Source organism: Streptomyces sp. CB01373 (genome assembly GCF_002803075.1).
Classification (GTDB): domain Bacteria; phylum Actinomycetota; class Actinomycetes; order Streptomycetales; family Streptomycetaceae; genus Streptomyces.
The window spans coordinates 320,531-343,683 of record NZ_NNBK01000002.1; the positions used below are offsets into that span (position 1 = coordinate 320,531).

19 protein-coding genes and 1 tRNA gene are annotated in these 23,153 nt (G+C 71.9%); 10 read left to right on the top strand and 10 right to left on the bottom strand.

Going from position 1 to position 23,153, the window contains the following annotated elements; genetic code table 11:
• Positions 1–8: 8 nt before the first annotated feature.
• A complete protein-coding gene (locus CG719_RS03730) occupies positions 9–803 on the bottom strand; it encodes a TerD family protein (protein ID WP_100567005.1) in 795 nt (264 codons plus the stop codon).
• A gap of 171 nt (positions 804–974) precedes the next feature.
• On the opposite strand from CG719_RS03730, the gene CG719_RS03735 reads away from it, so the two are divergent.
• From CG719_RS03735 to CG719_RS03745, 3 genes are read left to right on the top strand one after another with little or no spacing between them, the layout of a single operon-like run.
• A complete protein-coding gene (locus CG719_RS03735) occupies positions 975–2,153 on the top strand; it encodes an HpcH/HpaI aldolase/citrate lyase family protein (RefSeq protein ID WP_100567006.1) in 1,179 nt (392 codons plus the stop codon).
• 37 nt (positions 2,154–2,190) lie between these two features.
• Complete coding sequence (locus CG719_RS03740) at positions 2,191–4,779, top strand: phosphoribosyltransferase (RefSeq protein WP_100567007.1); 2,589 nt, start codon at positions 2,191–2,193, stop codon at positions 4,777–4,779.
• A complete protein-coding gene (locus CG719_RS03745) occupies positions 4,779–5,591 on the top strand; it encodes an HAD family hydrolase (RefSeq protein ID WP_100567008.1) in 813 nt (270 codons plus the stop codon). Before CG719_RS03740 ends, CG719_RS03745 begins: the two co-directional genes overlap by 1 nt.
• 68 nt (positions 5,592–5,659) lie before the next feature.
• Here CG719_RS03745 and CG719_RS03750 read toward each other — a convergent pair whose 3' ends face one another.
• Positions 5,660–5,881 carry an FmdB family zinc ribbon protein gene (locus CG719_RS03750; protein WP_100567009.1) on the bottom strand — a complete coding sequence of 74 codons (222 nt, stop codon included), beginning with the start codon at positions 5,879–5,881 and terminating at the stop codon, positions 5,660–5,662.
• 220 nt (positions 5,882–6,101) lie between these two features.
• On the opposite strand from CG719_RS03750, the gene CG719_RS03755 reads away from it, so the two are divergent.
• From CG719_RS03755 to CG719_RS03765, 3 genes are all read left to right on the top strand, one after another.
• Positions 6,102–8,513, top strand: coding sequence for a transglycosylase domain-containing protein (locus CG719_RS03755; protein ID WP_442802705.1), 2,412 nt, complete (start codon positions 6,102–6,104; stop codon positions 8,511–8,513).
• A 58-nt stretch (positions 8,514–8,571) separates the two neighbouring features.
• On the top strand, positions 8,572–9,876 hold the full coding sequence (locus tag CG719_RS03760) for a hypothetical protein (protein WP_100567010.1): 1,305 nt from the start codon (positions 8,572–8,574) through the stop codon (positions 9,874–9,876).
• Between the two features lie 174 nt (positions 9,877–10,050).
• On the top strand, positions 10,051–11,289 hold the full coding sequence (locus tag CG719_RS03765) for an amidase domain-containing protein (protein ID WP_234375393.1): 1,239 nt from the start codon (positions 10,051–10,053) through the stop codon (positions 11,287–11,289).
• A gap of 31 nt (positions 11,290–11,320) precedes the next feature.
• Here CG719_RS03765 and CG719_RS03770 read toward each other — a convergent pair whose 3' ends face one another.
• The 4 genes from CG719_RS03770 to CG719_RS03785 all read right to left on the bottom strand — a co-directional run bounded on the left by CG719_RS03770 (position 11,321) and on the right by CG719_RS03785 (position 14,278).
• Entirely contained in the window at positions 11,321–12,730 is a 1,410-nt protein-coding gene (locus CG719_RS03770; protein WP_100567012.1) for a hypothetical protein, read from the bottom strand.
• 74 nt (positions 12,731–12,804) lie between these two features.
• On the bottom strand, positions 12,805–13,575 hold the full coding sequence (locus CG719_RS03775) for a DUF4097 family beta strand repeat-containing protein (protein WP_100567013.1): 771 nt from the start codon (positions 13,573–13,575) through the stop codon (positions 12,805–12,807).
• 217 nt (positions 13,576–13,792) lie between these two features.
• Positions 13,793–13,864: transfer RNA gene (locus CG719_RS03780), tRNA-Val, on the bottom strand.
• 51 nt (positions 13,865–13,915) lie between these two features.
• Entirely contained in the window at positions 13,916–14,278 is a 363-nt protein-coding gene (locus CG719_RS03785; protein WP_100567014.1) for a hypothetical protein, read from the bottom strand.
• Between the two features lie 127 nt (positions 14,279–14,405).
• On the opposite strand from CG719_RS03785, the gene CG719_RS03790 reads away from it, so the two are divergent.
• Positions 14,406–14,636: a DUF2277 domain-containing protein gene (locus CG719_RS03790; RefSeq protein ID WP_100567015.1), complete on the top strand. Its 231-nt coding sequence runs from the start codon at positions 14,406–14,408 to the stop codon at positions 14,634–14,636.
• Between the two features lie 221 nt (positions 14,637–14,857).
• On the opposite strand, the gene CG719_RS03795 is transcribed toward CG719_RS03790, so the two are convergent.
• Positions 14,858–15,436: a DedA family protein gene (locus CG719_RS03795; protein ID WP_376493075.1), complete on the bottom strand. Its 579-nt coding sequence runs from the start codon at positions 15,434–15,436 to the stop codon at positions 14,858–14,860.
• A gap of 267 nt (positions 15,437–15,703) precedes the next feature.
• Positions 15,704–16,357, bottom strand: coding sequence for an HNH endonuclease family protein (locus CG719_RS03800; RefSeq protein WP_100567017.1), 654 nt, complete (start codon positions 16,355–16,357; stop codon positions 15,704–15,706).
• Positions 16,358–16,791: 434 nt separating this feature from the next.
• Here CG719_RS03800 and CG719_RS03805 point away from each other — a divergent pair, with 434 nt between their 5' ends.
• Together CG719_RS03805 and CG719_RS03810 are read left to right on the top strand one after the other, a co-directional pair.
• Complete coding sequence (locus CG719_RS03805) at positions 16,792–17,370, top strand: TMEM165/GDT1 family protein (RefSeq protein WP_100567018.1); 579 nt, start codon at positions 16,792–16,794, stop codon at positions 17,368–17,370.
• A gap of 242 nt (positions 17,371–17,612) precedes the next feature.
• Positions 17,613–18,272, top strand: coding sequence for an HAD-IA family hydrolase (locus tag CG719_RS03810; protein ID WP_100567019.1), 660 nt, complete (start codon positions 17,613–17,615; stop codon positions 18,270–18,272).
• A 196-nt stretch (positions 18,273–18,468) separates the two neighbouring features.
• On the opposite strand, the gene CG719_RS03815 is transcribed toward CG719_RS03810, so the two are convergent.
• On the bottom strand, positions 18,469–19,569 hold the full coding sequence (locus tag CG719_RS03815) for a peptidoglycan-binding protein (RefSeq protein WP_267895316.1): 1,101 nt from the start codon (positions 19,567–19,569) through the stop codon (positions 18,469–18,471).
• A gap of 1,014 nt (positions 19,570–20,583) precedes the next feature.
• Between CG719_RS03815 and CG719_RS03825 the strand changes: the two genes are divergently transcribed.
• The gene (locus CG719_RS03825) at positions 20,584–22,530 is read left to right on the top strand and encodes an MDR family MFS transporter (protein ID WP_234375413.1); all 1,947 of its coding nucleotides are present in this window, start codon (positions 20,584–20,586) and stop codon (positions 22,528–22,530) included.
• 3 nt (positions 22,531–22,533) lie between these two features.
• Here CG719_RS03825 and CG719_RS03830 read toward each other — a convergent pair whose 3' ends face one another.
• Entirely contained in the window at positions 22,534–23,034 is a 501-nt protein-coding gene (locus CG719_RS03830) for a GNAT family N-acetyltransferase (protein WP_100567020.1), read from the bottom strand.
• Positions 23,035–23,153 lie beyond the last annotated feature (119 nt).

A 23,153-nucleotide genomic window follows, 5' to 3' on the forward strand; every position in this document is an offset into this window, starting at 1 on the left:
GGGCCGCCCTACTGCCCGATGAACTGCGGCCCCTGCGGCGGCAGCCGGAACTCCGGGTCGGGTGCGGCCGCCACCGGCGGGGGATACCCGTACCCCGACGGGGCCGTGACCGCCGGCGGCTGCTGCGGGTAGCCGTACGCGGGCTGCGGATAGCCGTAGGCCGGCTGCGGATACCCGTACGCCGGCTGAGCCGGCACCGGCGCGGGCTGCTCCGGCGGCAGCGGCTGCGCGGCGGCGGGAGTCGCGCCCTGCGCCTCCTCCGACTCGTCCACCGAGATGCCGAAGTCCGTGGCGAGGCCCTTCAGACCGTTGGAGTAGCCTTCGCCGAGCGCGCGGAACTTCCAGCCCTCGCCCCGCCGGTACAGCTCACCGCAGATCAGCGCGGTCTCCTGGCCGGTCTCGGGTGTGATGTCGAAGTAGGCAAGCGCCTCCTGCCCGGTGGCCGCCGCGTCGTACAGCAGGATGCGCAGCCCCTGTACGGCGTCGAAGGCGACGCCGTCCGCCGAGGCGACCAGCAGGATCCGGCCCACCTCGGGATCGAGCCCGGCGAGATCCGCCTGGACCGTGTCCGTCAGACCGTCGGCGACCCGCTTCTTGCCCAGCCGCCAGACCGTCCCGGACGGATGCCGCGGCTGGTTGTAGAAGACGAAGTCCTCGTCGGAGCGCACACGGCCGCCGGGCCCCAGGAGCAGCGCCGAGGCGTCGACGTCCGGGATCCCCTGCCCGGGTGTCCAGCGCACCACGGCCCGTACTGTGGCGGCGTCCAGCGGGACGTTCGACCCCTTCAGCATCGCGTGCGTCATGCGGTCATCCTGCCTTCTCCGTCCTGATCACGACAACGCGGGGCGTCGACGCGGCGGGGTTACCTGAAATTCATGCCCCGCGGGAACCTCGGACATGGATTCGTACGTACTATTACCGGCCACCTTTTGCCAGTCTTCGCAGGCCGCTCGATGCGCCACGGGGGGAGTTTCATGCGTCATTTCGGGCATCTCGCCACCGAGTTGCGGCAGCGCCTGTTCCACCGGGAGCCGTGCGAGTTCACCGCCGACTCCCCGGCCCGGACGCTCTCCGCCGCCCTCGGCGCCACGCTGTACAGCCCGGCCACCCGGCCGAGCCTCGCCGCCGACATCGTCAAGCAGGCGGGCCGCGGCGTGGTCTCGATGGTGCTGTGCCTGGAGGACTCGATCGACGACGCCGAGGTGGAGGACGGCGAGGAGAACCTGGTCCGGCAGTTCACCGAACTGGCCTCGCTGACGCGGACGCCCGGCGCCGTGGAGCCCCCGCTGCTGTTCATCCGGGTGCGCGCCCCCCAGCAGATACCCGACCTGGTACGGCGCCTCGGGCCCGCGGTGCGGCTGCTGTCCGGGTTCGTGCTGCCGAAGTTCACCGGGGAGCGGGGCATCCCGTTCCTGGAGGCGGTGGAGGCCGCCGAGACGGAGAGCGGACGGCGCCTGTTCGCCATGCCGGTCCTCGAATCGCCCGAACTGCTCTACCGCGAGTCGCGGGTGGAGACCCTGGAGGGGATCTTCCGCGCGGTCGACAAGCACCGCGACCGAGTGCTCGCGCTGCGCCTCGGCGTGACGGACTTCTGCTCGTCGTACGGGCTGCGCAGGGCCCCCGACATGACGGCCTACGACCTCCAGGTCGTCGCCTCCGTGATCGCCGACGTGGTGAACATGCTGGGACGCGCCGACGGCACCGGGTTCACGGTGACCGGACCGGTGTGGGAGTACTTCCGGGTGCAGGAGCGCATGTTCAAGCCACAGTTGCGGCAGAGCCCCTTCATGGAGGTGCAGGCGGTCGAACTGCGCGCGAAGCTGATCGAGCACGCGATGGACGGACTGCTGCGGGAGATCTCCCTGGACCAGGCCAACGGACTGCTCGGCAAGACCTGCATCCACCCCTCCCACGTCCTGCCCGTGCACGCGCTGTCCGTGGTCAGCCACGAGGAGTTCAGCGACGCGGCGGACATCCTGCGGCCCGAGCGGGGCGGCGGGGGCGTGCTGAGGTCGGCGTACACGAACAAGATGAACGAGGTGAAGCCGCACCGCGCGTGGGCCGAGCGGACCCTGCTGCGCGCCGAGGTCTTCGGCGTGGCGCGGGAGGACGTCGGCTTCGTGGAGCTGCTGGCTGCCGCGGTCTCCGACTGACCGCACCGCATCACCGCCGAGGGCACACAAGGAAGGCATGAACAAGCCAGTGAACGACGGGCTCTGGTCCGGCACCTGGGTCGCCGAGCGGCTCGGTGTCGAACTCGTGGGCGACCACCGGCTGACGGGCCTCCTGGGTCTCGCGCTGCGCCGCAATCCCAAGCGGGCGCACCTGCTCGTGTCCAACGTGCTCGGGAAGCACGTGCCGCAGTCGCCCTCGGTCGTGTACGGCCACGGGTTCGCCCTGGGCCGCCGGGTCCGGAACCTGCTGGGCACCGACCAGTCCGACCGGGCGGTCGTCCTCGGCTACGCGGAGACCGCGACGGGCCTCGGGCACGCGGTCGCGGACGGCCTGGGCGCCGCGCCGTATCTGCACTCCACGCGCCGCCCGGTGCCCGGCATCGACCCCGCCGGCGGCTTCGAGGAGTCCCACTCGCACGCCACGTCCCACCTCCTGCTGCCCGAGGACCCCGCCCTGCTGGCCTCCGACGGCCCGCTGGTCCTGGTGGACGACGAGTTCTCCACCGGCAACACGGTCCTGAACACCATCCGCGCCCTCCACACCCGCCACCCGCGAAAGCGCTACGTCGTGGTCGCCCTGATCGACATGCGGGCCCCCGCCGACGTGGACCGCCTACGGCAGTTCGCCGACCGGATGGACACCCAGGTCTCCCTGATCACCACGGCCTCCGGCACACTGCGCCTCCCGGCGGACGTCCTGGAGAGAGGCCAGGCCCTCGTCGCCGAGCACGAACGGGCCCAGCAGACCGAGCAGCACACGCCGCACTCGGTCGCGTCCGACGCCTCGGAGGGGGCGGAGGGGTCTGCCGTGCCGGAGCGCGGGCCCGGTGAGGTGCCGGGCGGCCAGCGGCAGTGGCCGGCCGGGCGGGTGCGGCGGGTCGAGCTGCGGTGGCCGCGAAGGGTGCCGGACGGCGGGCGGCACGGGTTCACGCCGGCGCATCGGGAGCGGCTTGAGCGGGCACTGCCCGCCATGGCCGCACGGATCGCCGAGGCACTGCCGCGGAACGCGCGGCAGGTACTGGTGCTCGGCTGCGAAGAACTGATGTACGCGCCGCTGCGGCTGGCGCGGGAGCTGGAGCAGGTCGTGGAGGCCGAGGTGCGGTACTCCACCACCACCCGCTCGCCCGTACTGGCCGTCGACGACCCCGGTTACGCGATCCGCACCCGGCTGGTCTTCCCGGCCCACGACGACCCGGCCGACGGTCCCGGCGAGCGCTACGCCTACAACGTCGCCGGCGGCGGCTTCGACGCCGTGGTCGCCGTCGTCGACTCCGCTGCCGACACCCCCGAACTGCACGCGCCCGACGGCCTGCTGGCCCGGCTCGCGGAGCACACCCCGCACGTCCTGTTCGCGGTCGTGCCCTCGTACCTCCCCGTGCCCCCGCACGCCCCCGAAAGGTCCCCGATGCTGCCCGAGCCCCTCCGCGGCCCCGCCTTCTCCTCGTACGCGCCGGACGAGGTCGGCTGGCTGCTCCAGGACCTCTCGGACGTGACGCTGGAGGCACCGACGGAGGAGCGCGAGGAGGCCATCCAGAGCGGCGGCGCGCACTACGCCGAGTCGCTGCCGGTGGAGTACCAGCCCAGCGAGCAGTACCAGGAGCTGTTCCACACGGCCCTGACGGCCTCCGCCGCGCGCATCGCCCGGGCCGTCGGCGTGGTCACCGAGACGATCCTCGCCGAAGTCCCCCTGCGCCGGAAGAGCCCGGCCGGGACGGACGAGACCCCCGGCGCCGGCCCCGTGCTCGTCTCGCTCGCCCGCGCCGGTACCCCCGTCGGCGTACTGATGCGTCGCTGGGCCCGGTTCCGGCACGGCCGGGACCTGCCGCACTACGCCGTGTCGATCGTGCGCGGCCGCGGCATCGACACCAACGCGCTGCGCTGGCTCGCCGCCCGCCACGACCCCCGCGACGTCGTCTTCGTCGACGGCTGGACCGGGAAGGGCGCCATCACCCGCGAACTGGCCCAGGCGATCGAGGAGTTCGAGGAGCGCGAAGGGATCACCGGCTTCGACCCGGAGATCGCCGTGCTCGCCGACCCCGGCTCGTGCGTGCGGACGTACGGCACCCGGGAGGACTTCCTCATACCCTCCGCCTGCCTCAACTCCACCGTCTCCGGCCTGATCTCGCGGACCGTGCTGCGCGCCGACCTGGTCGGCCGGCACGACTTCCACGGCGCGAAGTTCTACCGTGAACTGGCCGGCGCCGACGTCTCGAACGGCTTCCTCGACGCCGTCTCCCAGTGCTTCCACGAGGTCGCGGACGGCGTCGACGTCGCCGCCAAGGAACTGCTGACCACCGACCGCGCACCCACCTGGGAGGGCTGGGCGGCGGTCGAGCGCATCAGTGAGGAGTACGGCATCCACGACGTGAACCTGGTCAAGCCCGGCGTCGGGGAGACCACCCGGGTACTGCTGCGCCGGGTGCCGTGGAGGATCCTGGCGCGGGCCGGAGCCGGCGCCGACCTGGACCACGTGCGGCTGCTCGCCGGGCAGCGCGGCGTCCCGGTCGAGGAGGTCGACGAACTTCCGTACAGCTGCGTGGGTTTGATCCACCCCCGGTACACGCGCGGGGCGACCGGCGCCGACGGCAGGACGGTGACCCGCTGATGCCGGTCCTCGTGGCGAGCGATCTCGACCGTACGCTCATCTACTCCGCCGCCGCCCTGGCGCTCACCATGCCGGACGCACGGGCCCCGCGGCTGCTGTGCGTGGAGGTGCACGAGAGCAAGCCGCTGTCGTACCTGACCGAGACGGCAGCCGGGCTGCTCACCGATCTCGCCGACTCGGCGGTGTTCGTGCCCGCCACGACCCGCACCCGCAAGCAGTACCTGCGCATCAACCTGCCCGGCCCGGCGCCGACGTACGCCGTCTGCGCCAACGGCGGCCACCTGCTGGTGGACGGCGTCTCGGACGGCGACTGGCACCGGCGGGTGACCACGCGGCTGGCCGACGAGTGCGCGTCGCTCGCGGAGGTCCAGGAGCATCTGCTGCGCACCGCCGACCCCGTCTGGGTGCGCAAGCAGCGCGTCGCCGAGGACCTGTTCGCCTACCTCGTGGTGGAGCGCGAACTCCTGCCCGACGACTGGGTGAGGGAACTGACCGTGTGGGCGGCCGGGCGCGGCTGGACGGTCTCCCTGCAGGGCCGCAAGCTCTACGCCGTCCCCAAGCCGCTGACCAAGAGCGCCGCCGTCCGCGAGGTCGCCCGCCGCACCGGCGCCGACCTCGTCCTCGGCGCCGGCGACTCGCTGCTGGACGCCGACCTGCTGCACGCCGTGGACCGCGGCTGGCGGCCCGGACACGGTGAACTGGCCGACTCCGGCTGGACGGCACCCGGCATCGCCGCACTGCCCGAGCGCGGAGTGCTCGCCGGGGAGCGGATCGTGCGGGAGTTCCTCAAGGCGGCCCGGGCACCCCGTTAGGGACGCGAGCCGCCGTCGATGTCAGCCGGCCGGCCGTCAGCCGGTCGGGATGCCAGCCGGTTGGTGCGTCAGCCGCAGCAGCCTCCGCCGCAGCACCCGCCGCCGCCCGAGCCGGACCGCGGCGCGGGTGCCGGGGCGGCCGCGGAGCCGCCCACCGCGACCGTGGACAGCAGCTTGACCGTGTCGTCGTGTCCGGCGGGGCAGCTGGCCGGGGCGGACGACTCCGCCATGGGACGACTCAGTTCGAAGGTGTCGCCGCAGCTCCGGCAGCGGTACTCGTAGCGAGGCATGCGCCCAGATTAACGGGCGTGACCGGACACACAGCCCTCCGTGTTTCTTATGTCTTGGTTTCTGTCCAGTTCTTGTGCGGAGAATTGGAAAAGACGGCTGATAATTTTGTAGCGCCGCGAGGGCCGCGTGGTGGCTGCGAACAAAGGGGAGAGCAGCCGCAGTTGCGGTGAAGGTGTCGACCCGCGCGAGCACCACGAAAGTGCGGAGGAGGACACAGTTGTGACGGAGGCAGGGCGGGGGGAAGGTCTTCCGGAGGAAGACCGCCGGTCCGACGGGCGCCGCGTCGAGGCCGGACAGCCGGAGCAGTCGAAGACCGACCGGCCGGTGCGTGCGGAGGAAACGATCCAGCTCAAGGTCGACGACCTGCGCCGGGCGGACGAGACCATGCAGCTGAAGGTCGACAGCCTCCGCGAGCGGCATACGAGCGCGCAACCGCACGAGACGATGCAGTTGCGCGCCTTCCAGCCCACGCCCCCGGACCCGTCCGACCCCTCCGACACGTCGGAGCAGTCCGACCAGCCCGATGGGTCCGGCCCGTCCGAACCGTCCGACGGCCCGCCCCGGCGGCGCGCCGACCGCCGCAAGCCGCGCACGCGCACCCGCCCCGCGATTCCCCCGGCCCTGACCCGGCGCCTCGCCCCCCTCGTCGCGGTGGCCGCGCCGTACGCCCGCAGACTCAAACCCGTCTACCCGCGCCCCGGCCGCACCGGCTGGCGCCGCTGGCTCCCCTCCTGGAGGCAATGGGCCGGCGCCACCGTCGCGGCCACGGGCCTGAGCGCCTTCCTGCTGGCCATCGCCTACGCCGCGACCGACATCCCGCAGAACCTGAACACCTACGCCACCCAGCAGGACAACGTCTACTTCTGGTCCGACGGCACCCCCATGGCCCGTACCGGCTGGGTGCAGCGCCAGGCGATGCCGCTGAAGGACATACCCGAGGACGTGCGCTGGGCCGTCCTCGCGGCCGAGAACGAGAGCTTCTACAGCGACCCCGGCATCTCCTTCACCGGCCTCGGCCGGGCCGCGTGGCGCACCGTCGGCAAGGGCGACACCCAGGGCGGCTCCACCATCACCCAGCAGTACGTCAAGAACGTCTACCTCTCCCAGGACCAGTCCGTCAGCCGCAAGTTCACCGAGGCGATGATCTCGCTCAAGCTCGACAACCAGATGAGCAAGGACAAGATCCTGGAGGGCTACCTCAACACGAGCTGGTTCGGCCGCGGCACCTACGGCATCCAGCGCGCCGCCCAGGCCTACTACGGCAAGGACGTCGGCGACCTCAACGCCAGCGAGGCCGCCTTCCTCGCCTCCCTGCTCAAGGGCGCCGGGCTCTACGACCCCACCCTGAACGAGGCCAACCACCGCCGTGCCGTGGAGCGCTGGACCTGGACCCTCGACCGCATGGTCAAGATCGGCAAGCTGTCGAAGGCCGAACGCGCCACGTTCCGCACGTTCCCCGAGCCGCTGAAGCGCAACCCGCTCTACGACACCGGCCAGCAGACCGACTACCTGGTCGAACTGGCCTCGCAGTACGCCAAGAAGGCCGCGCACATCACCGACCAGGATTTCGACCTGGGCGGCTATCAGATCTACACCACCTTCGACCGCAAGCGGGAAGGCGCCCTGACCGACGAGGTCACCAAGGCCCGCAAGAACGCGGGCAAGACCACCCCGGGTCCGGCGAAGACCGTGCATTACGGTGCCGCCTCCGTGGCCGCCGACGGCCGCATCCTCGCCGTCTACGGCGGCCCCGACCACCGCACCCAGGGCTACAACGAGTCCAACGCCACCACCGTCCCGGCCGGTTCGGCCTTCCTGCCGTTCGTCTACGCGGCCGGACTCGAACACGGCGTCATCAAGCAGCGCGACGAACCCAGGGAGCAGGTCACCCCGCAGACCCTTTACGACGGCGACGACGACGTGCCTGTCACCACCCCCGAGGGCCCCTACTGGGACCGCAGCGGTAAGAAGGTGTCCGCCCACAACGACGACCGGAAGTCCTGGGGGCGGATCAGCCTGCACCAGGCGCTCGCGAACTCCGTGAACACGCCCTTCATGCAACTCGGCATGGACACCGGCCTGGACAAGGTCAAGCAGACCGCCCAGGCGGCCGGACTGCTGCCCGCCAGCATGGGCCCGCAGGTGCCCGCGCTGTCCCTCGGCAGCTCCACCCCGAGCGCGATCCGGATGGCCGGCGGCTACGCCACCTTCGCCGCCAAGGGCACGCACACCGAGCCGTACTCGGTGCGGCGGATCACCCGCAACGGCTCCTCCGTCCGGCTGGACACCCCGGCCGCGAAGCGCGCGGTCGGCCGGGACGTGGCCGAGGCGGTCACCGAGGCGCTCGGCGAGTCCTTCCGCACCGCCCACCCGGCCGCGGGCACGGGGCCGGCGTCCGGCACGGCGGGGGAGGCGGCCACGGCCTCGGTGGCGGGCAAGGCCGGCGCCACCGAGGACGACACCGCCGCCTGGTACGTGGGCACCGTCAAGTCGGTGTCCACGGCGGTCGTCGTCTACCGCATGGATCTGGCCAAGAGTCTCGAACCGCTGCCACTGGAAGGAGTCGCCGGCACCCGGGCCGACAGCGTTCCCTACGGGATCTGGGCGGGTGCCGTGAACCCACCCGTCTGAGCCCGGCGGCCCGGCCGCACCCGCTCCCACCACCCCCCTCGCAGATTGAGCCCCCCGCATGAAGTCAAACGGCCGTCGGCGCAAGGCACGTGCACCTCGCCGCACCACCCGTCCCGAGTTCCTGACCCTGGCCGCCCTGCTGGTGGTCGCCTCCGTGGTGGCGGGCTTTCTGACGCTCACCCGTGCCGACTCGACCGCGCCGACCGCGTCCGCCGGGTCCAAGGGGGAAGAGGCCGGGCGCGGCCCCAAGAAAGCCGGTTCGCCGTCCGGCGCGGCCGCGGAGCCCGAGTGGGACGGCAAGGTGCGGGTGCTCGGTGACGGCTCCACCTCCTACACCGGCCCGCAGAAGGCCGAGTGGAAGCCGAAGCCGCTCGAACCCGGCGAGAAGCCGCCGCAGTTCGTGGTCTTCTCCTGGGACGGCGGCCTGGAGGGCGACGACCACCTGTTCTCGCACTACCGGGAGCTGGCCAAGGAGTACGACGCCCACATGACCTTCTTCCTCACGGGCATCTACCTGCTGCCCAAGGCCAAGAAGGACATCTACCACCCGCCGCAGCACTCGCCGGGGTCCGCCGCCATCGACTACGCCACCGTCGACCACATCCGCACCACCGTGGAGCAGCTCGGCAAGGCCTACGAGGAGGGCAACGAGATCGGCACCCACTTCAACGGCCACTTCTGCGGCGCGAAGGGCGGCGGCGACTGGAGCGTCGAGGAGTGGAAGAGCGAGATCGACCAGTTCTACGACTTCGCGGAGAAGTGGAAGACCAACTCCGGCCTCACCGACCTTCCGCCGCTGCCCTTCGACTTCCGCAAGGAGATCACCGGCGGACGCGCGCCCTGCCTGGAGGGACAGCCCAACCTGCTCAAGGCCATCAAGGACTACGGCTGGCGCTACGACGCCAGCTCGCCCGGCGACTTCCAGATCTGGCCGGCGAAGAAGGACGGCATCTGGGACTTCCCGCTCCAGATGCTCCCCTACGAGGACGGCAAGTACCAGGGCCTGTCGATGGACTTCAACTTCCTCTACAACCAGTCCGACGGCGAGACCCAGGGCAACCCGGCCAGCTTCCCGCAGTGGGAGCAGCAGACCGTCGACGCCTACATGGCGGGATTCAACCGCGTCTACTACGGCAGCCGGGCGCCCCTGTTCATCGGCAACCACTTCGAGGACTGGAACGGCGGCATCTACATGAAGGCCATCGACCAGGTCGTCAAGAACACCTGCGTCAAGAAGGACGTCAAGTGCGTGTCGTTCAGGGAGCTCGCCGACTGGCTGGACGTGCAGAAACCGGAAACGCTGCAGCGGCTGCGCTCCCTGGACCCTGCCCAGTCGCCCGACTGGTCGTCCGTGGTCAACTGAACCGCGTGACGGGAGAGTTCCGCTTGTGGCCCCCGCTACACAGCCTCTCCACACCGCATGCGAAGATGCCGTCGCCCGGTAGGTCTACCGGCATAGAGGGGAACACCATTGAAATCAAGGAAACTTAGCCGTAAGCGGCGTCGCGCCACCATAATCTCGGCGGCGGCCGCCTCCGTGGTCGCCGGCGTCGCGCTGGTGCCCAACTGGAGCGCGGGCGCGGCCGTCACCAACGACCCGACGGTGGACGCGGCCACCAAGGCCACCTTCCAGAAGCTGGCCGACGCGGTCTTCACCGACCGCACCCAGGCCCTGGTGGACGACGGCGCGGGCAGCAAGGGCCGCCACCACCGGAAGACCTCCGGCTTCTCCGGCAAGGTCCGCCTGTCCAGCACGCAGACGCGCCAGGAGAGCTCCGCCCTGGACCAACTGCGCGGCCGCAAGGCACGGCTCGCGAAGCTGGGCGAGAAGTACAGCGCCGGCAAGACCAGCGTGTCGCTGGACGCCACCCGGGTGCAGGGCCGCGACGCCAAGGTCGCCGTCACCGAGACCACGACCCTGACGTACCGGAAGGTCCGCGGCAACGAGCCGAAGACCACCGGCTTCCAGGCCCGCCACGAACTGACGTTCAAGGCGGACCAGAAGGGCAACTGGCAGCTCACCGGCATCCGCGACACGGACGACGGCGTCGCCGTCAACCAGATCGCCGAACCGTCCGTCGTCACGCCGCCCACCGCGAAGCCGTCGACCCCGGCTCCGACCGCGAAGGCGTCGACCAAGCCGCCCACCACGGCGCCGGCGACCCCGGCCCCGACCACCGCGGCCCCGGCGCCCTCCACCACGGCCCCGAGCGTCGCCGCCGACGGCAACCCGCCCGCGGCACCCCGCGCGGCCATCACCGCGAACCCGCCCGCCGCAGCGAAGAACCTCACCGGCGGGGCCTACGACTACAAGGCCATGGCGGCGTACGCGACGAAGTACTGGAACAACTACAACCCCGAGTATCCCGACTTCAACGGGGCGGGGGCCGGCGGCGACTGCACCAACTTCGTCAGCCAGTCCCTCAAGGCGGGCGGCTGGAAGCACGAACCCGGCTACACGTACGACTTCCACAAGTGGTTCGGCAACGCCGAGATCCAGTCCGACTCGTTCGTCGGCGTCAACGAGTTCTCCTGGTACGCCCTGTCCTCCAAGCGGGTCACCAGCCTCGCCAACGTCTACCAGATGGACGTCGGCGACGTGCTCCAGATGGACTTCAACCGGGACGGGTCCAAGGACCACACCATGATCGTCACGTCGCGCACCGCGCAGGGCGTGCCGTATCTGTCGTACCACTCCACCAACACCTACAACAGGTCGGTGGCGAGCATCATCGCCTCCTACCCGGACGCGTACTACTACGCCTACCGCACCTGATCGGTGAATCCCGGGAGCGGGGAGCGGGCCGTCAGCGGCCGGCTCCCCGCTCCTCGCGGATCCGGGCCACCACCGCGGCCACCGTCTGCCGCACCGCCTCGGTCTCCGTCAGGAAGTGCCAGTAGTCGGGATGGCGGCCCTCCAGCGTCGCCACCGCCCGCTCCAGCCGGCCCACCGAGTCGTCCAGCGGCCCGGCGTGCCGCGGATCCGGCGTCGTACGGCCCGACATGGCCAGCCGCTGCGCGTCCCGGATCGCGAACCGGGTCCGCTCGATCTCCGCCTGCGGATCCTTCTGCACCTCGTTCAGCCGCCGCAGCCGCTCCCCGGCGGCCGACACCGCCTCGTCCGTGGTGTTCAGCAACGCCCGTACCGTCGACAGCAGCGCCGTCGCGTCCGGCCAGCGCTGGGCGTCCCGCGCGGCCCGCGCCTCCCGGAGCTTCGCCTCCGCCTCCCGCACGCTCCCGGCGGCCTGCTCCGGCACCTGCTGAAGGTCCTGCCAGCAGGCGACGGTGAACCGCCGCCGCAGCTCGCTGAGCACCGGCTCCACCTGACCGGCGCGCGTGCCCAGTGCCTGCGCCCGGGTGCGCAGCGACACCAGCCGGTGATCGATCTCGGCGGCCTGCTCCGGCAGCCGCACCGCCTCCGCCCGGATCGCCTCCGCCTCCCGCGCCACCCGCTCGGCGCGCTCCAGCGTCGGCTGCACACCGTGCTGTCCCGCGCCCTGGTTGAGCCTCGTCAGCTCGGGGGAGAGCGCGGCGAGCCGGGCGGCCAGGTCGTCCGCCCCGAGCCCGGACCCACGGGCGTCGTCCAGCGCGCCGGCGGCGGCGCTCAGGGCCTGCCGGGCGCGCTCCACCGCGGGTGCGACCCGGGCCAGTTGGGTCTCGGCCTTGCCGAGCAGCGGCCCGAGGCCACTGCCGAAACGGTCCAGCTCCCTCTTGACGCCCAGCAGTTCGTCCTTGGCCGCGGTCAGATCGACACGCGCCCGGGAGGCGACGGAGGCCTCCAGATCGTCGCGGTCCAGGTCCTGGGCGTCGACGGCCTGGATGTAACGCTGACTGACCTCGTCGATGCGCCGGCCGAGCGCCTCGAACTCGCCGACCGCGCGCCGGGCGTCCGGGGAGTCGTCGACCGCCGTGATCGTCTCGATCGAGATCCGCAGATCGCGCTGGGCGGTGTCCAGCTCGTAGAAGGCGGCCGCAGCGGCGTCCTTGGCGGCCTGCGCCTCGGCACGCTGGGTCTCGGCCCGCCCGCCGAACCAGCGCCGGGTGCCGCCGCCCGCGAAGGCGGCCGGCAGCGCGAGCAGGGCGAGCACGGGCAGGCCCATCAGCACGAGGACGTCACGGGCGGCCGTGGGGCGCGCCGGGCTCGGGCACGCGCTCCTGGGCCGGGGCCGTGCATACGGCGAGTGCGGCTGTGCGGGTGTCGCCGGTGTCGCCGTCACATCCCTCTCCCGTGCTGTGGTCCGCCATACGTGTGGTCATTCTCCCATTCGCGGCGGACGAACACACGGGCCGGTCAGCCGGCCGTACGAACTGTGATGCTTCCGTCGCCGGTGGTCGCGGACACCACGTGGGAACTGGCGTCGTCCCGGGGCACGTCGACGTTCACCGAGCCGTCGCCGGTCTTCGTCGTCACCCGGTATGGGGCGCGCGGGACCGTGATGCTGACGGAGCCGTCACCGGACCTGGTGTCCACCAGGTCCGGTACGGTGCCCAGCTCCAGGTGGACCTCGCCGTCGCCGGTGGTGGCCCGTACCCGGAGCGAGGAGACCTCCGCCCGTACGGATCCGTCGCCGGAGCGCAGCTCCAGGGGCCCGGTGGAGTCGGTGACGTGCACGGAGCCGTCGCCGGTACGGATGCTCAGGGCGTCCTCGAACCCGCGCGCCCGCACACTGCCGTCACGGTCCTCGACCTTCACGGCGATCCCGCGCGGGACCTCGATCCGGTGCTTGGCCGAGCAGTCGGCGACGAACCCCGAGCATTTCAGCCGCAGCACCAGCCGGTCGTCCTTCATGGACCACGTCACCCTCGGATCGTCCCCGATCAGCACGGACCCGCTGAACCAGCGGGTCACCTCCACGGCCCCCGCCTTCGCCTGACCGCCGGAGACGATCTCCAGCGCCGAGTCGTCCGAGTCGACGGTCAGGGTGTCTCCGCGCAGGGCGAACGAGCGCCGCTCGGGACTGCTGTCGTCCTCGGCGGAGCCCCCGCAGGCCGTGGCCGTGGCGACGAGCACGACGACGGCACCGGCGGCTGCGGCGACACGGGCGGGTATGGAACGGGACATGACGGTCTCCCCCTGATGACGTACGGCGAACCCGAACGGCTCTGAGGAGATCGTAGAAAGAACCCCCGCCCCGGAGAATCCGGCGCGCTACCGGATGGGGGGTGGGGTAAACCCCCGCAGCCACCGGGTCCGTTGACACGACGAGGGCCCAGCCTCCCCGGGTGTCACCCGTGGACCTGGGCCCTGTCAGTGCATTACGGCCATGTGCCGCAAACGGTGGGCGCGGACGGTTTCGAACCGCCGACATCCTGCTTGTAAGGCAGGCGCTCTACCACTGAGCTACGCACCCGGACGAGTCGACAGCCTACCTTGCCGGGGGACCTGTCCCGCAAACCCGTTTTCAGGCGGTGGAGGGAGGGGCCTCGCCGTCGGGCTCCGGGGGCTCGTGGGTGTGTTTCAGGTGGCTTCGGGCGGTGACGCCGTCCGGGCCGGGCAGGTCCGACCAGTAGCGATGGGTGCTGACGAACACCGCGAGTTCGTGCTCGCGGCGGCGGAGCTTTTCGACCGCGGCCTGTTCGTCGGGCGTCCAGCCCGGTGAGGCCGGGCGCTCCACCTTGCGCCAGCCGCCGTCGTCGCTGAACCCGTCCAGCGGCTCGACCGACCAGGGCAGCCGCTTGAGCAGGGCGGCCAGCTCGGCCCGGACCTGGTGCAGTTCCTCCTGACCGGCGAGGAGGTCACTCGGAAAGTCGTAGCGCGTACCCACGGTTGCAATGGTACGCCTGTTCGAATTTGGGGCGCGAGTGCAATCGGGTGGGTTCATGCGTTCGAGGGCGCCTCGGGGGTGCCGGGGCGCTTGCGCGGCGTGCGCGGGGCGTGCTGACACTGGGGGCATGTGCCGGAGTATCAAGACATTGCGCCCGCCCGCGTTGCCCGAGGAGGCGACCGAGGAGGAGATCCGGGCGGCCGCGTTGCAGTTCGTGCGGAAGGTCTCGGGGTTCCGGGCCCCGGCCGCGCACAACCAGGAGGTCTTCGACCAGGCGGTCGACGCGATCGCGCAGGCCACGGAGGAGTTGCTGGCGGGCCTGGAAGTGCGGGGGCGGGTGGCGCGTGGGGCCGGGTGACGGGCCGGGGTGGCCGGGGGCGGCTGCGGATCCGTGGCGCCTGCGGGTGGCCGGGGACGCTGGGGCGGCGGTTGGACGGCGGCCGGTTGGCGGGGGGCTGGTAGGGCGGCCGCTGGGTGCGGTCGGGAGAGGTCGGCTGCTGCCGCGTGCCGCGTGCCGCGTGCCGCGCCCAGGTGGGGTTGGGCGGCGGGTGTCGGGGGTGGTGCCTGGTGGGGGACTTTTTACGGTGCCTCGGCCGGTTTCGGGGCGCGGCGCATCAGGTAGACCGCTCCCGCGCCCGCCGCGAAGAGTGCCGCCACCGATACGCAGGTCGCGAGCCAGGCTGCGCCGAGCCAGCGGGTGCCGAAGTAGCCGAGGGCCACGCTGTAGGTCGCCCAGGACAGGCCGGCCAGCGCCGACCAGGGCAGGAACTCCCGGACCCGGCGGTGTGCGGCGCCGGCGCTGAAGGAGACCACCGAGCGGCCGGCCGGGGCGAAGCGGGCGAGGATCACCAGTGCGCCGCCGCCGCGGGACAGGGCCGTGCCGAGTCGTTCCTGGGCCCTGCTCAGCCGCCGGGAGCGGGAGATCGCACGGTCCAGGCGCTCGCCGCCGTGCCGGGCCAGACGGTAGGCGACGAGGTCACCCAGTACGGACGCCGTAGCCGCGCAGAGGGTCAGGGCCAGGATGTCGGGCACGTTCTGCGGGACGTGACCGGTCGCTGCTCCCGTGCCCGCGGCCGCCGCCGTGGCGGCCGTCACTATCAGCACGCCGCTGGGCAGGACCGGCAAAAACACGTCCAGCAGTACGGACGCGGCCACCATGACGTAGATCCATGGAGTGCCGGTGAGCGCCCCCACCCTCGCCACACTCTCCAGCACCGAGAACTCCCCCCGTCACCCCCGTGAACCGCGGACCGTGCCGCGGTGTCGCGCGGGAGCGGCAAGGAGCGGCCTGTGAAACCTATACAGCGTACGCCGGAAGTGTGACAGAAGTTTCACTGGGGGTGTATGTGGTTGCGGGGTTGGTTTCACGGCCTCCGCCGCCGAGCGCAGTGCGCGGCGACGGAGGCGGGTGGGGAGAGCCGAGGGTCAGCAGGCGGCGAGGTAGTTCTGGAGCGCGGTCTTCTCGGCCGTGTCGACGGAGAGGTCGTAGTAGTACTTCACCTGCACCCAGGCGCGGACGTAGGTGCAGCGGTACGACGTCTGGGTCGGCATCCACTGCGCCGGGTCCTTGTCGCCCTTGGACCGGTTGGAGCTGGCCGACACCGCGATCAGCTGGGGGCGGGTCAGGTCGTTGGCGAACGCCTGGCGCTGGGCGGTGGTCCACTTGCTCGCGCCGGAGTCCCAGGCCTCGGAGAGCGGCACCAGGTGGTCGATGTCGAGGCTGGAGGAGACGGTGAAGGTGACGCCGTCGTACGCGGAGTACCAGGAGCCGCTGGTGGAGGCGCAGTTGGCGTCGGTGACGACGTTCGAGCCGTCCCGCACGAGGACCGTCTCGCGGGTGTCGCACTTTCCGCTGATGGTGATCCAGTGCGGGAAGAGGGCGCGGTCGTAGCCGGTGTGGTTCGGTGTCGCGACGGTGAGCGAGGCGAGGTAGGTGCGGGCGGTGGCCGCGCTGATCGGGGTGGGGAGGGCCGCGGAGGCGGTCGGGCCGTTCAACAGGCCTATGGAGGCGATGAGTCCGGTGATCGCCGCGACTATGCTGAGCCGTTGACGCGCGTAGAGCTTGAACCTGCGGGACATGCTGACTCCCTTGGGGGTGAGGGGCGTTGGGTTCGAGCAGGGGGGCGAGGGAATGCTCGCCGCGCAGTGTTGCGAGCAGGTGAGTGTGCGGTGAGAAGTTAGTGACGCGTGCATGACACAGCAAGGGGTGTGACGGGACTTGCTGTCCGCTGTGATGTGGATCTCGGTGCGGGCCGGGGCGCACGGGTGGTCGCGTACGATGGGTGACGCGGAAGGGGAGTAGCTCTTCGCCGGACCGTCGACATACTGCTCAGCTCTGCTGAGCCGGCGCCCGGAGGCGGGCCTCGTGAGCGAGGCCGGCCAGCGAGACCTTCGGTGAGCAGTGCACGCCCGTGCCGTACGGCAGGGGTGAACCCGTGTGCTGCCCTGCCGAGGCGTCTTGTCGCATCAGTCACAGCACTCTCGGCGGGGTGGCCCCGACCGATTGAGGAACAGTGATCACCTTCAGCGTCCTGGCGCTCGTCTTCGGCGTCGTCTTCCTCGCGGAGCTGCCGGACAAGACGGCACTCGCGGGGCTCGTCCTCGGTACGCGCTACCGGGCCTCGTACGTCTTCGCCGGTGTCGCCGCCGCGTTTCTGCTGCACGTGGTGCTGGCCGTGGCGGCCGGCAGCGTGCTGACGCTGCTGCCGCAGCGGATCGTGCACGCGCTGACGGGTGTGCTGTTCCTCGGCGGCGCGGCCATGCTGCTGCTGAAGAAGGGGGACGGCGAGGAGGAGGTCCGGCGGCCCGAGGACCAGTCCTTCTGGAAGGTCGCGGGGACGGGATTCATGCTGATCCTGGTCGCGGAGTTCGGTGACCTCACGCAGATCATGACGGCGAACCTCGCGGCTCGTTACGACGATCCGCTGTCGGTCGGAGTGGGGGCGGTGCTGGCGCTGTGGGGGGTGGCGGGCCTGGGGATCGTGGGGGGCAAGGCGTTGATGCGGAGGGTCCCGCTTGCCTTGATCACCAAGGTGGCGGCGTTGCTGATGGTGGGGTTGGGCGTGTGGGGCCTGTGGGAAGCGGTGGCGTGAGCGGTTGGGTTCGCGTCCCGGCCTCGCCCGCCCACCCGCCCGTCTCGGTGGGATGAGGGGTCCCGGCCCCGGGGCTTCGGCCCCGCTCCGCGTCGGAGGCGTGGTGGCGGGATGCCGGGATGTTTTGTACCGTGGGGAAACAAAGTGGCTCCCGTCCGCTTTCCCTGACCGGTGGACGGGGCCGCCTTGTTCTTCGGGGGCGTGCTCCCACGCCCCCCTTCGCTGTGTCTTGGAGTTTGCCGATGACGGCCACCGCCGTGTTCACCGCCCGCGCCCTCCTGCTGGACATGGACGGCACCCTCGTCAATTCCGATGCCGTCGTCGAGCGGATCTGGCGTCGCTGGGCCGACCGGCACGGGCTGGACGGCGACGAGGTGATGAAGGTCGTCCACGGTCGTCAGGGGCACGCCTCGATGGCGCTGCTGCTGCCGGACCGGCCCGTGGAGCGGAACCTCGCCGAGAACGCGCGCATGCTCGCCGAGGAGACCTCGGACATGGACGGCGTGATCCCGATCCCCGGGGCGGCGGAATTCCTCGCGGGGCTGCGGGGCGTGCCGCACGCCCTCGTCACCTCCGCCGACGTGGCCCTTTCCACGGCCCGGATGGCCGCCGCGGGCCTGTCCCTGCCCGACGTCCGTGTCACCGCCGAGTCCGTCGGGGCGAGCAAGCCGGACCCCGAGGGCTTCCTCAAGGGCGCCGCCGAACTGGGAGTCGCGCCCGCCGACTGCGTGGTCTTCGAGGACTCCGGAGCCGGGATCGCGGCCGGCCGCGCCGCGGGCATGCGGGTGATCGGTGTCGGTCCACGCGCCGGGTTCCACCGGCCGGACGCCGTCGTGCGGGACCTGACCCAGGTGCGGGTCGAGGCCCTCGGCGACGGGGGCGTCCGGCTGCACGTCGCCTAGTGCTGCGACCGGAAAGGTTCACCGGCTCGCGGCGTCCGGCACGGCACCTCGCGGCGTTGTCGCATCACCCGAGTACATCCAGTACGCGGGCGATGCTCCGCCTTGCGATGTACCGCACCGGACGCCGCGAGCTTTCCGGCAAACCTTTCCGGTCACAGCACTAGCCGCGCCGCCGCCGGGGCGCCCCTCCCTCGGCTCAGGGGGCCTTCGTCTCCGACTCCAGGCGCGCCCTCGTCGCCGGTCCGTACACCCCGGGTTCGTCGCCGCTGATGCCGCGGGTCCACTGGTACGTGCGTACGGACTTCTCCAGCCTGTGGCCGAAGAAACCGTCGGCCTTCCCCGGGAACAGGAACAACTGGCCCAGTCGTAGCTGGAGTTCGGTCACACCGGCGCCCTGGTCGCCGCGGCGCAGCACCGGGGCCGGGGCCGCCGGGGCGCTTTCGCGCAAGGCCGTCGCCGTCTCCGTCGGCCCGCCCGGCTCCGGATCCGGGGCGGGAGCGTTCTCCGCCTCCGATCCGGACGGCGACGGCTCCGCCGTCCCCGGCGCCGAGGCGGACGCGGACGGCGAGACGTCCGCGCCGGGCGTCGGCGACTCGCCCGTCGACGCGTCGACGGACGGCGTGTACGACGGCACGGCGGCCGTCGACGCGGACGCCGTGGGCGTCTCCACCCACGCGTCCGGGACGCTCTCCCGTACCTGACGGGAGGCGTGGTCCCGTTCCGGTGACTCGTAGGAGAACAGCCCGCTCGTGAACCCCGCCCCCGCCACGACGGTGACCACAGCCGCGCCTGCGGCGACCACGACGGCGGGGCGGGTGCGCCGGCCGCCACGGCGGGTGCCCGCCCGGCCCGGCCGGCCCGCTGGGTCTCCGGAGCCCTCAGCGCCGGCGGCCGAGTTCCATGTGGCAGCCCGGTCCTCCGCCGTGGCCGTGTCGAACATGCTCACGTCGGCCGCGCTCGGTTCACCCGGCGGCGGTGCGAACAGGCCGGTCGCGGGTGGGGTGGTGCGGGCCGGCGGCTGTGCGGGGATGGCCCGTATCGCCATCGTGGACTCCGCGAGGGTGCCCTGTTGTCCCGTCGAGGACTGAGCCGAAGTGCCCTGCCGGCCCGGAGCGGACCCGGTGGGGTCGCCCTTCTGCGCCGTCCGCGCATCAGCGGGAGCGGCCCCTCGTGCCGACGCCGCCTCGGCGGGGAGGGTGCGCAGCACCATCGTGGAGTCGGTGTTGGGGGAGGAGGGCTGCGGCTCCTGCCCGGCGGCCCCGGCGGCGTCGGCCGTACCGGCGGCTCCGGAGGTCATGGTGCCTTCGGTGGCCCCGGAAGTCCCGTCGGCTTCGGCGGGCCTGGTGGCTGCGAGCGCTTGGGCGGCCCTGCCGTCTCCGTTGTCTCCGGCGGCCCCGCCTGCTCCTGCGGTTGCGGCGGCGCCCGCGGCGCCAAGGGCTTCAGCGACCCCGGCGGCTCCGGCGACCCCGCCATGCCCGGCGCCCTCCGCCGAGCCGCCCTCGGCCGAAGCATCGCTCCCCGCGGAAGCGTCCGGTGAAGTACCGCCCCCCGCCGGAGTAACCCCTGTCAGGACATCCCCCGCCGTGCCCTTCGGCGCCGGTGGCTCCCCGATGTCCACGTACGGCCGTATCCGTAGTGGATTGAAGTCCTCCGCCGCCGCGGCCTCGGCCGTCCGGGTGTTGCGGAGAGCGTCGGCCGCCCGGCTTCCGCAGGCGCATGACGGGGTGTTGTCCAAGCCCCGAGGCACCCCGCACTCGGGGCAGGCATGCCCCTTCCGCTCTTCCACGCGTCGGTCCCCTCCCGTACGAACTCCAAGGATTATGCAGATCCTCCACACACCTTCTCCCCCAAGGGCCCCCGGAATGGCGGCGTCCGGGAGGACTCAACAGGCCATAACCGGACACACCGATGACGATGGAAGATGTCACGAGAGCGTCGGGAGGACTCCATGGCCGGCGATGGGCACGGCAGGACCGGCATGACGGGGACGACGGGCGACGTCCCGGGCGAGGTCCCGGGCGGCGACCGGCCGTCGTCGGCCGTCGCCGCGTCCCCGCGCGTCCCGCAGACCGAGCGCGTCCCGCAGACCGAGCAGGGTCGCCAAGCCGAGCAGGGTCGCCAAGCCGAGCAGGGCATCCAGGCCGAGCAGCGTCCCCGAGCCCAGCAGGGCCCCCAGGTCGAACAGGGCATCCAGGCCGAGCAGGGTCCGCCGGGTCCGCCGGGTGCGCAGGCGCCGCCCGGTGGTGCCGCGGCTCCGCCCGAGCAGGTGCCCGGCAACGTCCTCGTCTCGATCGGCGCGCTGCTCCTCGGCATGCTTCTGGCCGCGCTCGACCAGACCATCGTGTCGACCGCGCTGCCCACCATCGTCAGCGACCTCGGCGGCCTGGAGCACCTGTCCTGGGTCGTCACGGCGTATCTGCTGGCGTCGACCGCCGCGACTCCGCTGTGGGGCAAGCTCGGTGACCAGTACGGGCGCAAGAAGCTCTTCCAGACCGCGATCGTGATCTTCCTGATCGGTTCCGCGCTCTGCGGCATGGCGCGGAACATGCCCGAGCTGATCGGGTTCCGGGCCCTGCAGGGCCTGGGCGGCGGCGGGCTGATGGTGCTGTCGATGGCGATCGTCGGCGATGTCGTCTCGCCCCGCGAACGCGGCCGTTACCAGGGCCTGTTCGGCGCGGTGTTCGGCACGACCAGTGTGCTCGGCCCGCTGCTCGGCGGCCTGTTCACCCAGCATCTGAGCTGGCGGTGGGTGTTCTACGTCAACATCCCCGTCGGCATGGTCGCCCTCGCCGTGATCGCCGCCGCCCTGCGCATCTCCCCCCGATCGCAGCGGCACGTCATCGACTACCTCGGCACCCTCCTCATCGCCTCGGTCGCCACCTGCCTGGTACTGGTCGCCTCGCTCGGGGGCACCACCTGGGGCTGGGGCTCGCCGCAGATCATCGGCCTGATGGTGGTCGGCGTCGTGCTCGTCCTCGCGTTCCTGGCCGTGGAGCGGAGGGCGGCCGAGCCGGTGCTGCCGCTGAAGCTGTTCGGCATCCGCACGTTCTCCCTCTCCGCGGTCATCAGCTTCATCGTCGGCTTCGCCATGTTCGGCGCGATGACCTACCTGCCGACGTTCCTCCAGGTCGTGCGGGGCATCTCGCCGACGGTGTCCGGTGTGCACATGCTGCCCATGGTGGTGGGCATGCTGTCGGCCTCCACCGGCTCCGGGCAGATCGTCAGCCGCACAGGCCGATGGAAGGTGTTCCCCGTCGTGGGCACCGCCGTCACCGCGATCGGGCTGCTCCTGCTGCACCAGCTCGACGAGCACAGCGCGATGCTCGTGATGAGCGTCTGCTTCTTCGTCTTCGGCGTCGGCCTCGGCCTGGTCATGCAGGTGCTCGTCCTCATCGTGCAGAACTCCGTCGGCTACGAGGACCTGGGTGTCGCCACCTCGGGCGCCACCTTCTTCCGCTCCATCGGCGCCTCCTTCGGCGTGGCCATCTTCGGTACGGTCTTCGCGAGCCGCCTCGGCGACAAACTGACCGCCGCCTTCAACGGCGTGCCGCTGCCGCCCGGAGTGTCGGCGAACACGCTGAAGTCCGATCCGCGCGGTATCGCCGCCCTGCCGGCCGCGCTGCGCCCGGCGGCGCTGCAGGCGTACGCGTCCGCGATCACCGATGTCTTCCTCTACGCCGCCCCGGTCGCCCTCGTCGGCTTCGTACTGGCCTGGTTCCTGAAGGAGGACCGGCTGCGCGGCTCGGTCACGGCCCCCGACGTCACGGAGACGTACGCGACCAACCCGGTCGAGCGGTCCTCGTACGACGAGGTGTGCCGGGCGTTGTCCGAGCTGGGCACCCGCGAGGGGCGGCGCGAGATCTACCGGGAGATCACCGCGCGGGCGGGCTACGACCTCGACCCCGCGACGAGCTGGCTGGTGCTGCGGATCAAGAAGTACGGCTGGGTGGAGCCCGCGCTGCTGGCCGAGCGCAGCACCCTGCCGCTGAGCGCCATCATCGTGGCCGTCCGTGAGGTCGAGGAGCGGCACCTGGGCGAGCGCCGCGCTGTGGACCTCGTACTGACCGGCGCGGGCCTTGAGGCCGCCGAGCGTCTGGCGCACGCCCGGGAGGAGTCACTCGCCGAACTGCTCGGCGACTGGTGGGGCCCGGACCGGCCGACCGATCTGGTGCAACTGGTGAAGGAGCTCACGGGGGAGCTGTGCGGGTCCGACTCCGAACGGCCGCACGAGGGACGCCCGGCGACGCGTCCGGCCTGAGCCTCAGACGAGGGACTTGCCGAACCAGTGCTCCGCGTACGGGTCCTCGTTGTGCGGGGCGGTCTCCGTGTAGCCGAGCCGGGTGTACAGGGCGCGGGCCTCCACGAGGTCGCTGCGGGTGTCGAGGATCATCCGGCGGGCGCCCAGCGCGCGGGCGGCGTCCTCGGCGGCGGTGACCAGGAGGGCGGCGCCGCCCCTGCCGCGCATCTCCTGGCGCAGGAACACCCGGGTGAGTTCGGCCCGTTCCGCGTCCAGCAGCCGTACGCCCGCGGTGCCGGCCGGGCTGCCGTCGTACCGTGCGAGGATCAACTGACCGGTGGGCGGGGAGAGTTCCGCACCCGCGTGGGCGGCGATCTCCCGTTCCAGCTCGGCGGGGTCGGTGCGGTGTCCCTCGTGCAGCAGGTACCAGCGGTCGCTGACCTCCGTGTAGTACGCACGCCACAGTGCGGCGGCCGCGGGGGAGTCGACGGGTTCCGGGGCGATGGTCCAGGTCACGACCGACATTGTGGGGACGCGGCGGGGGACGGGCGCAACCGGTTAAGCACGCACCGGACAGAGAACTCGGCCGTTCGGGCCCACTCGGCCACCCGGGCCCACCCAGCCGTCCGGGCCCACTTCGCCGC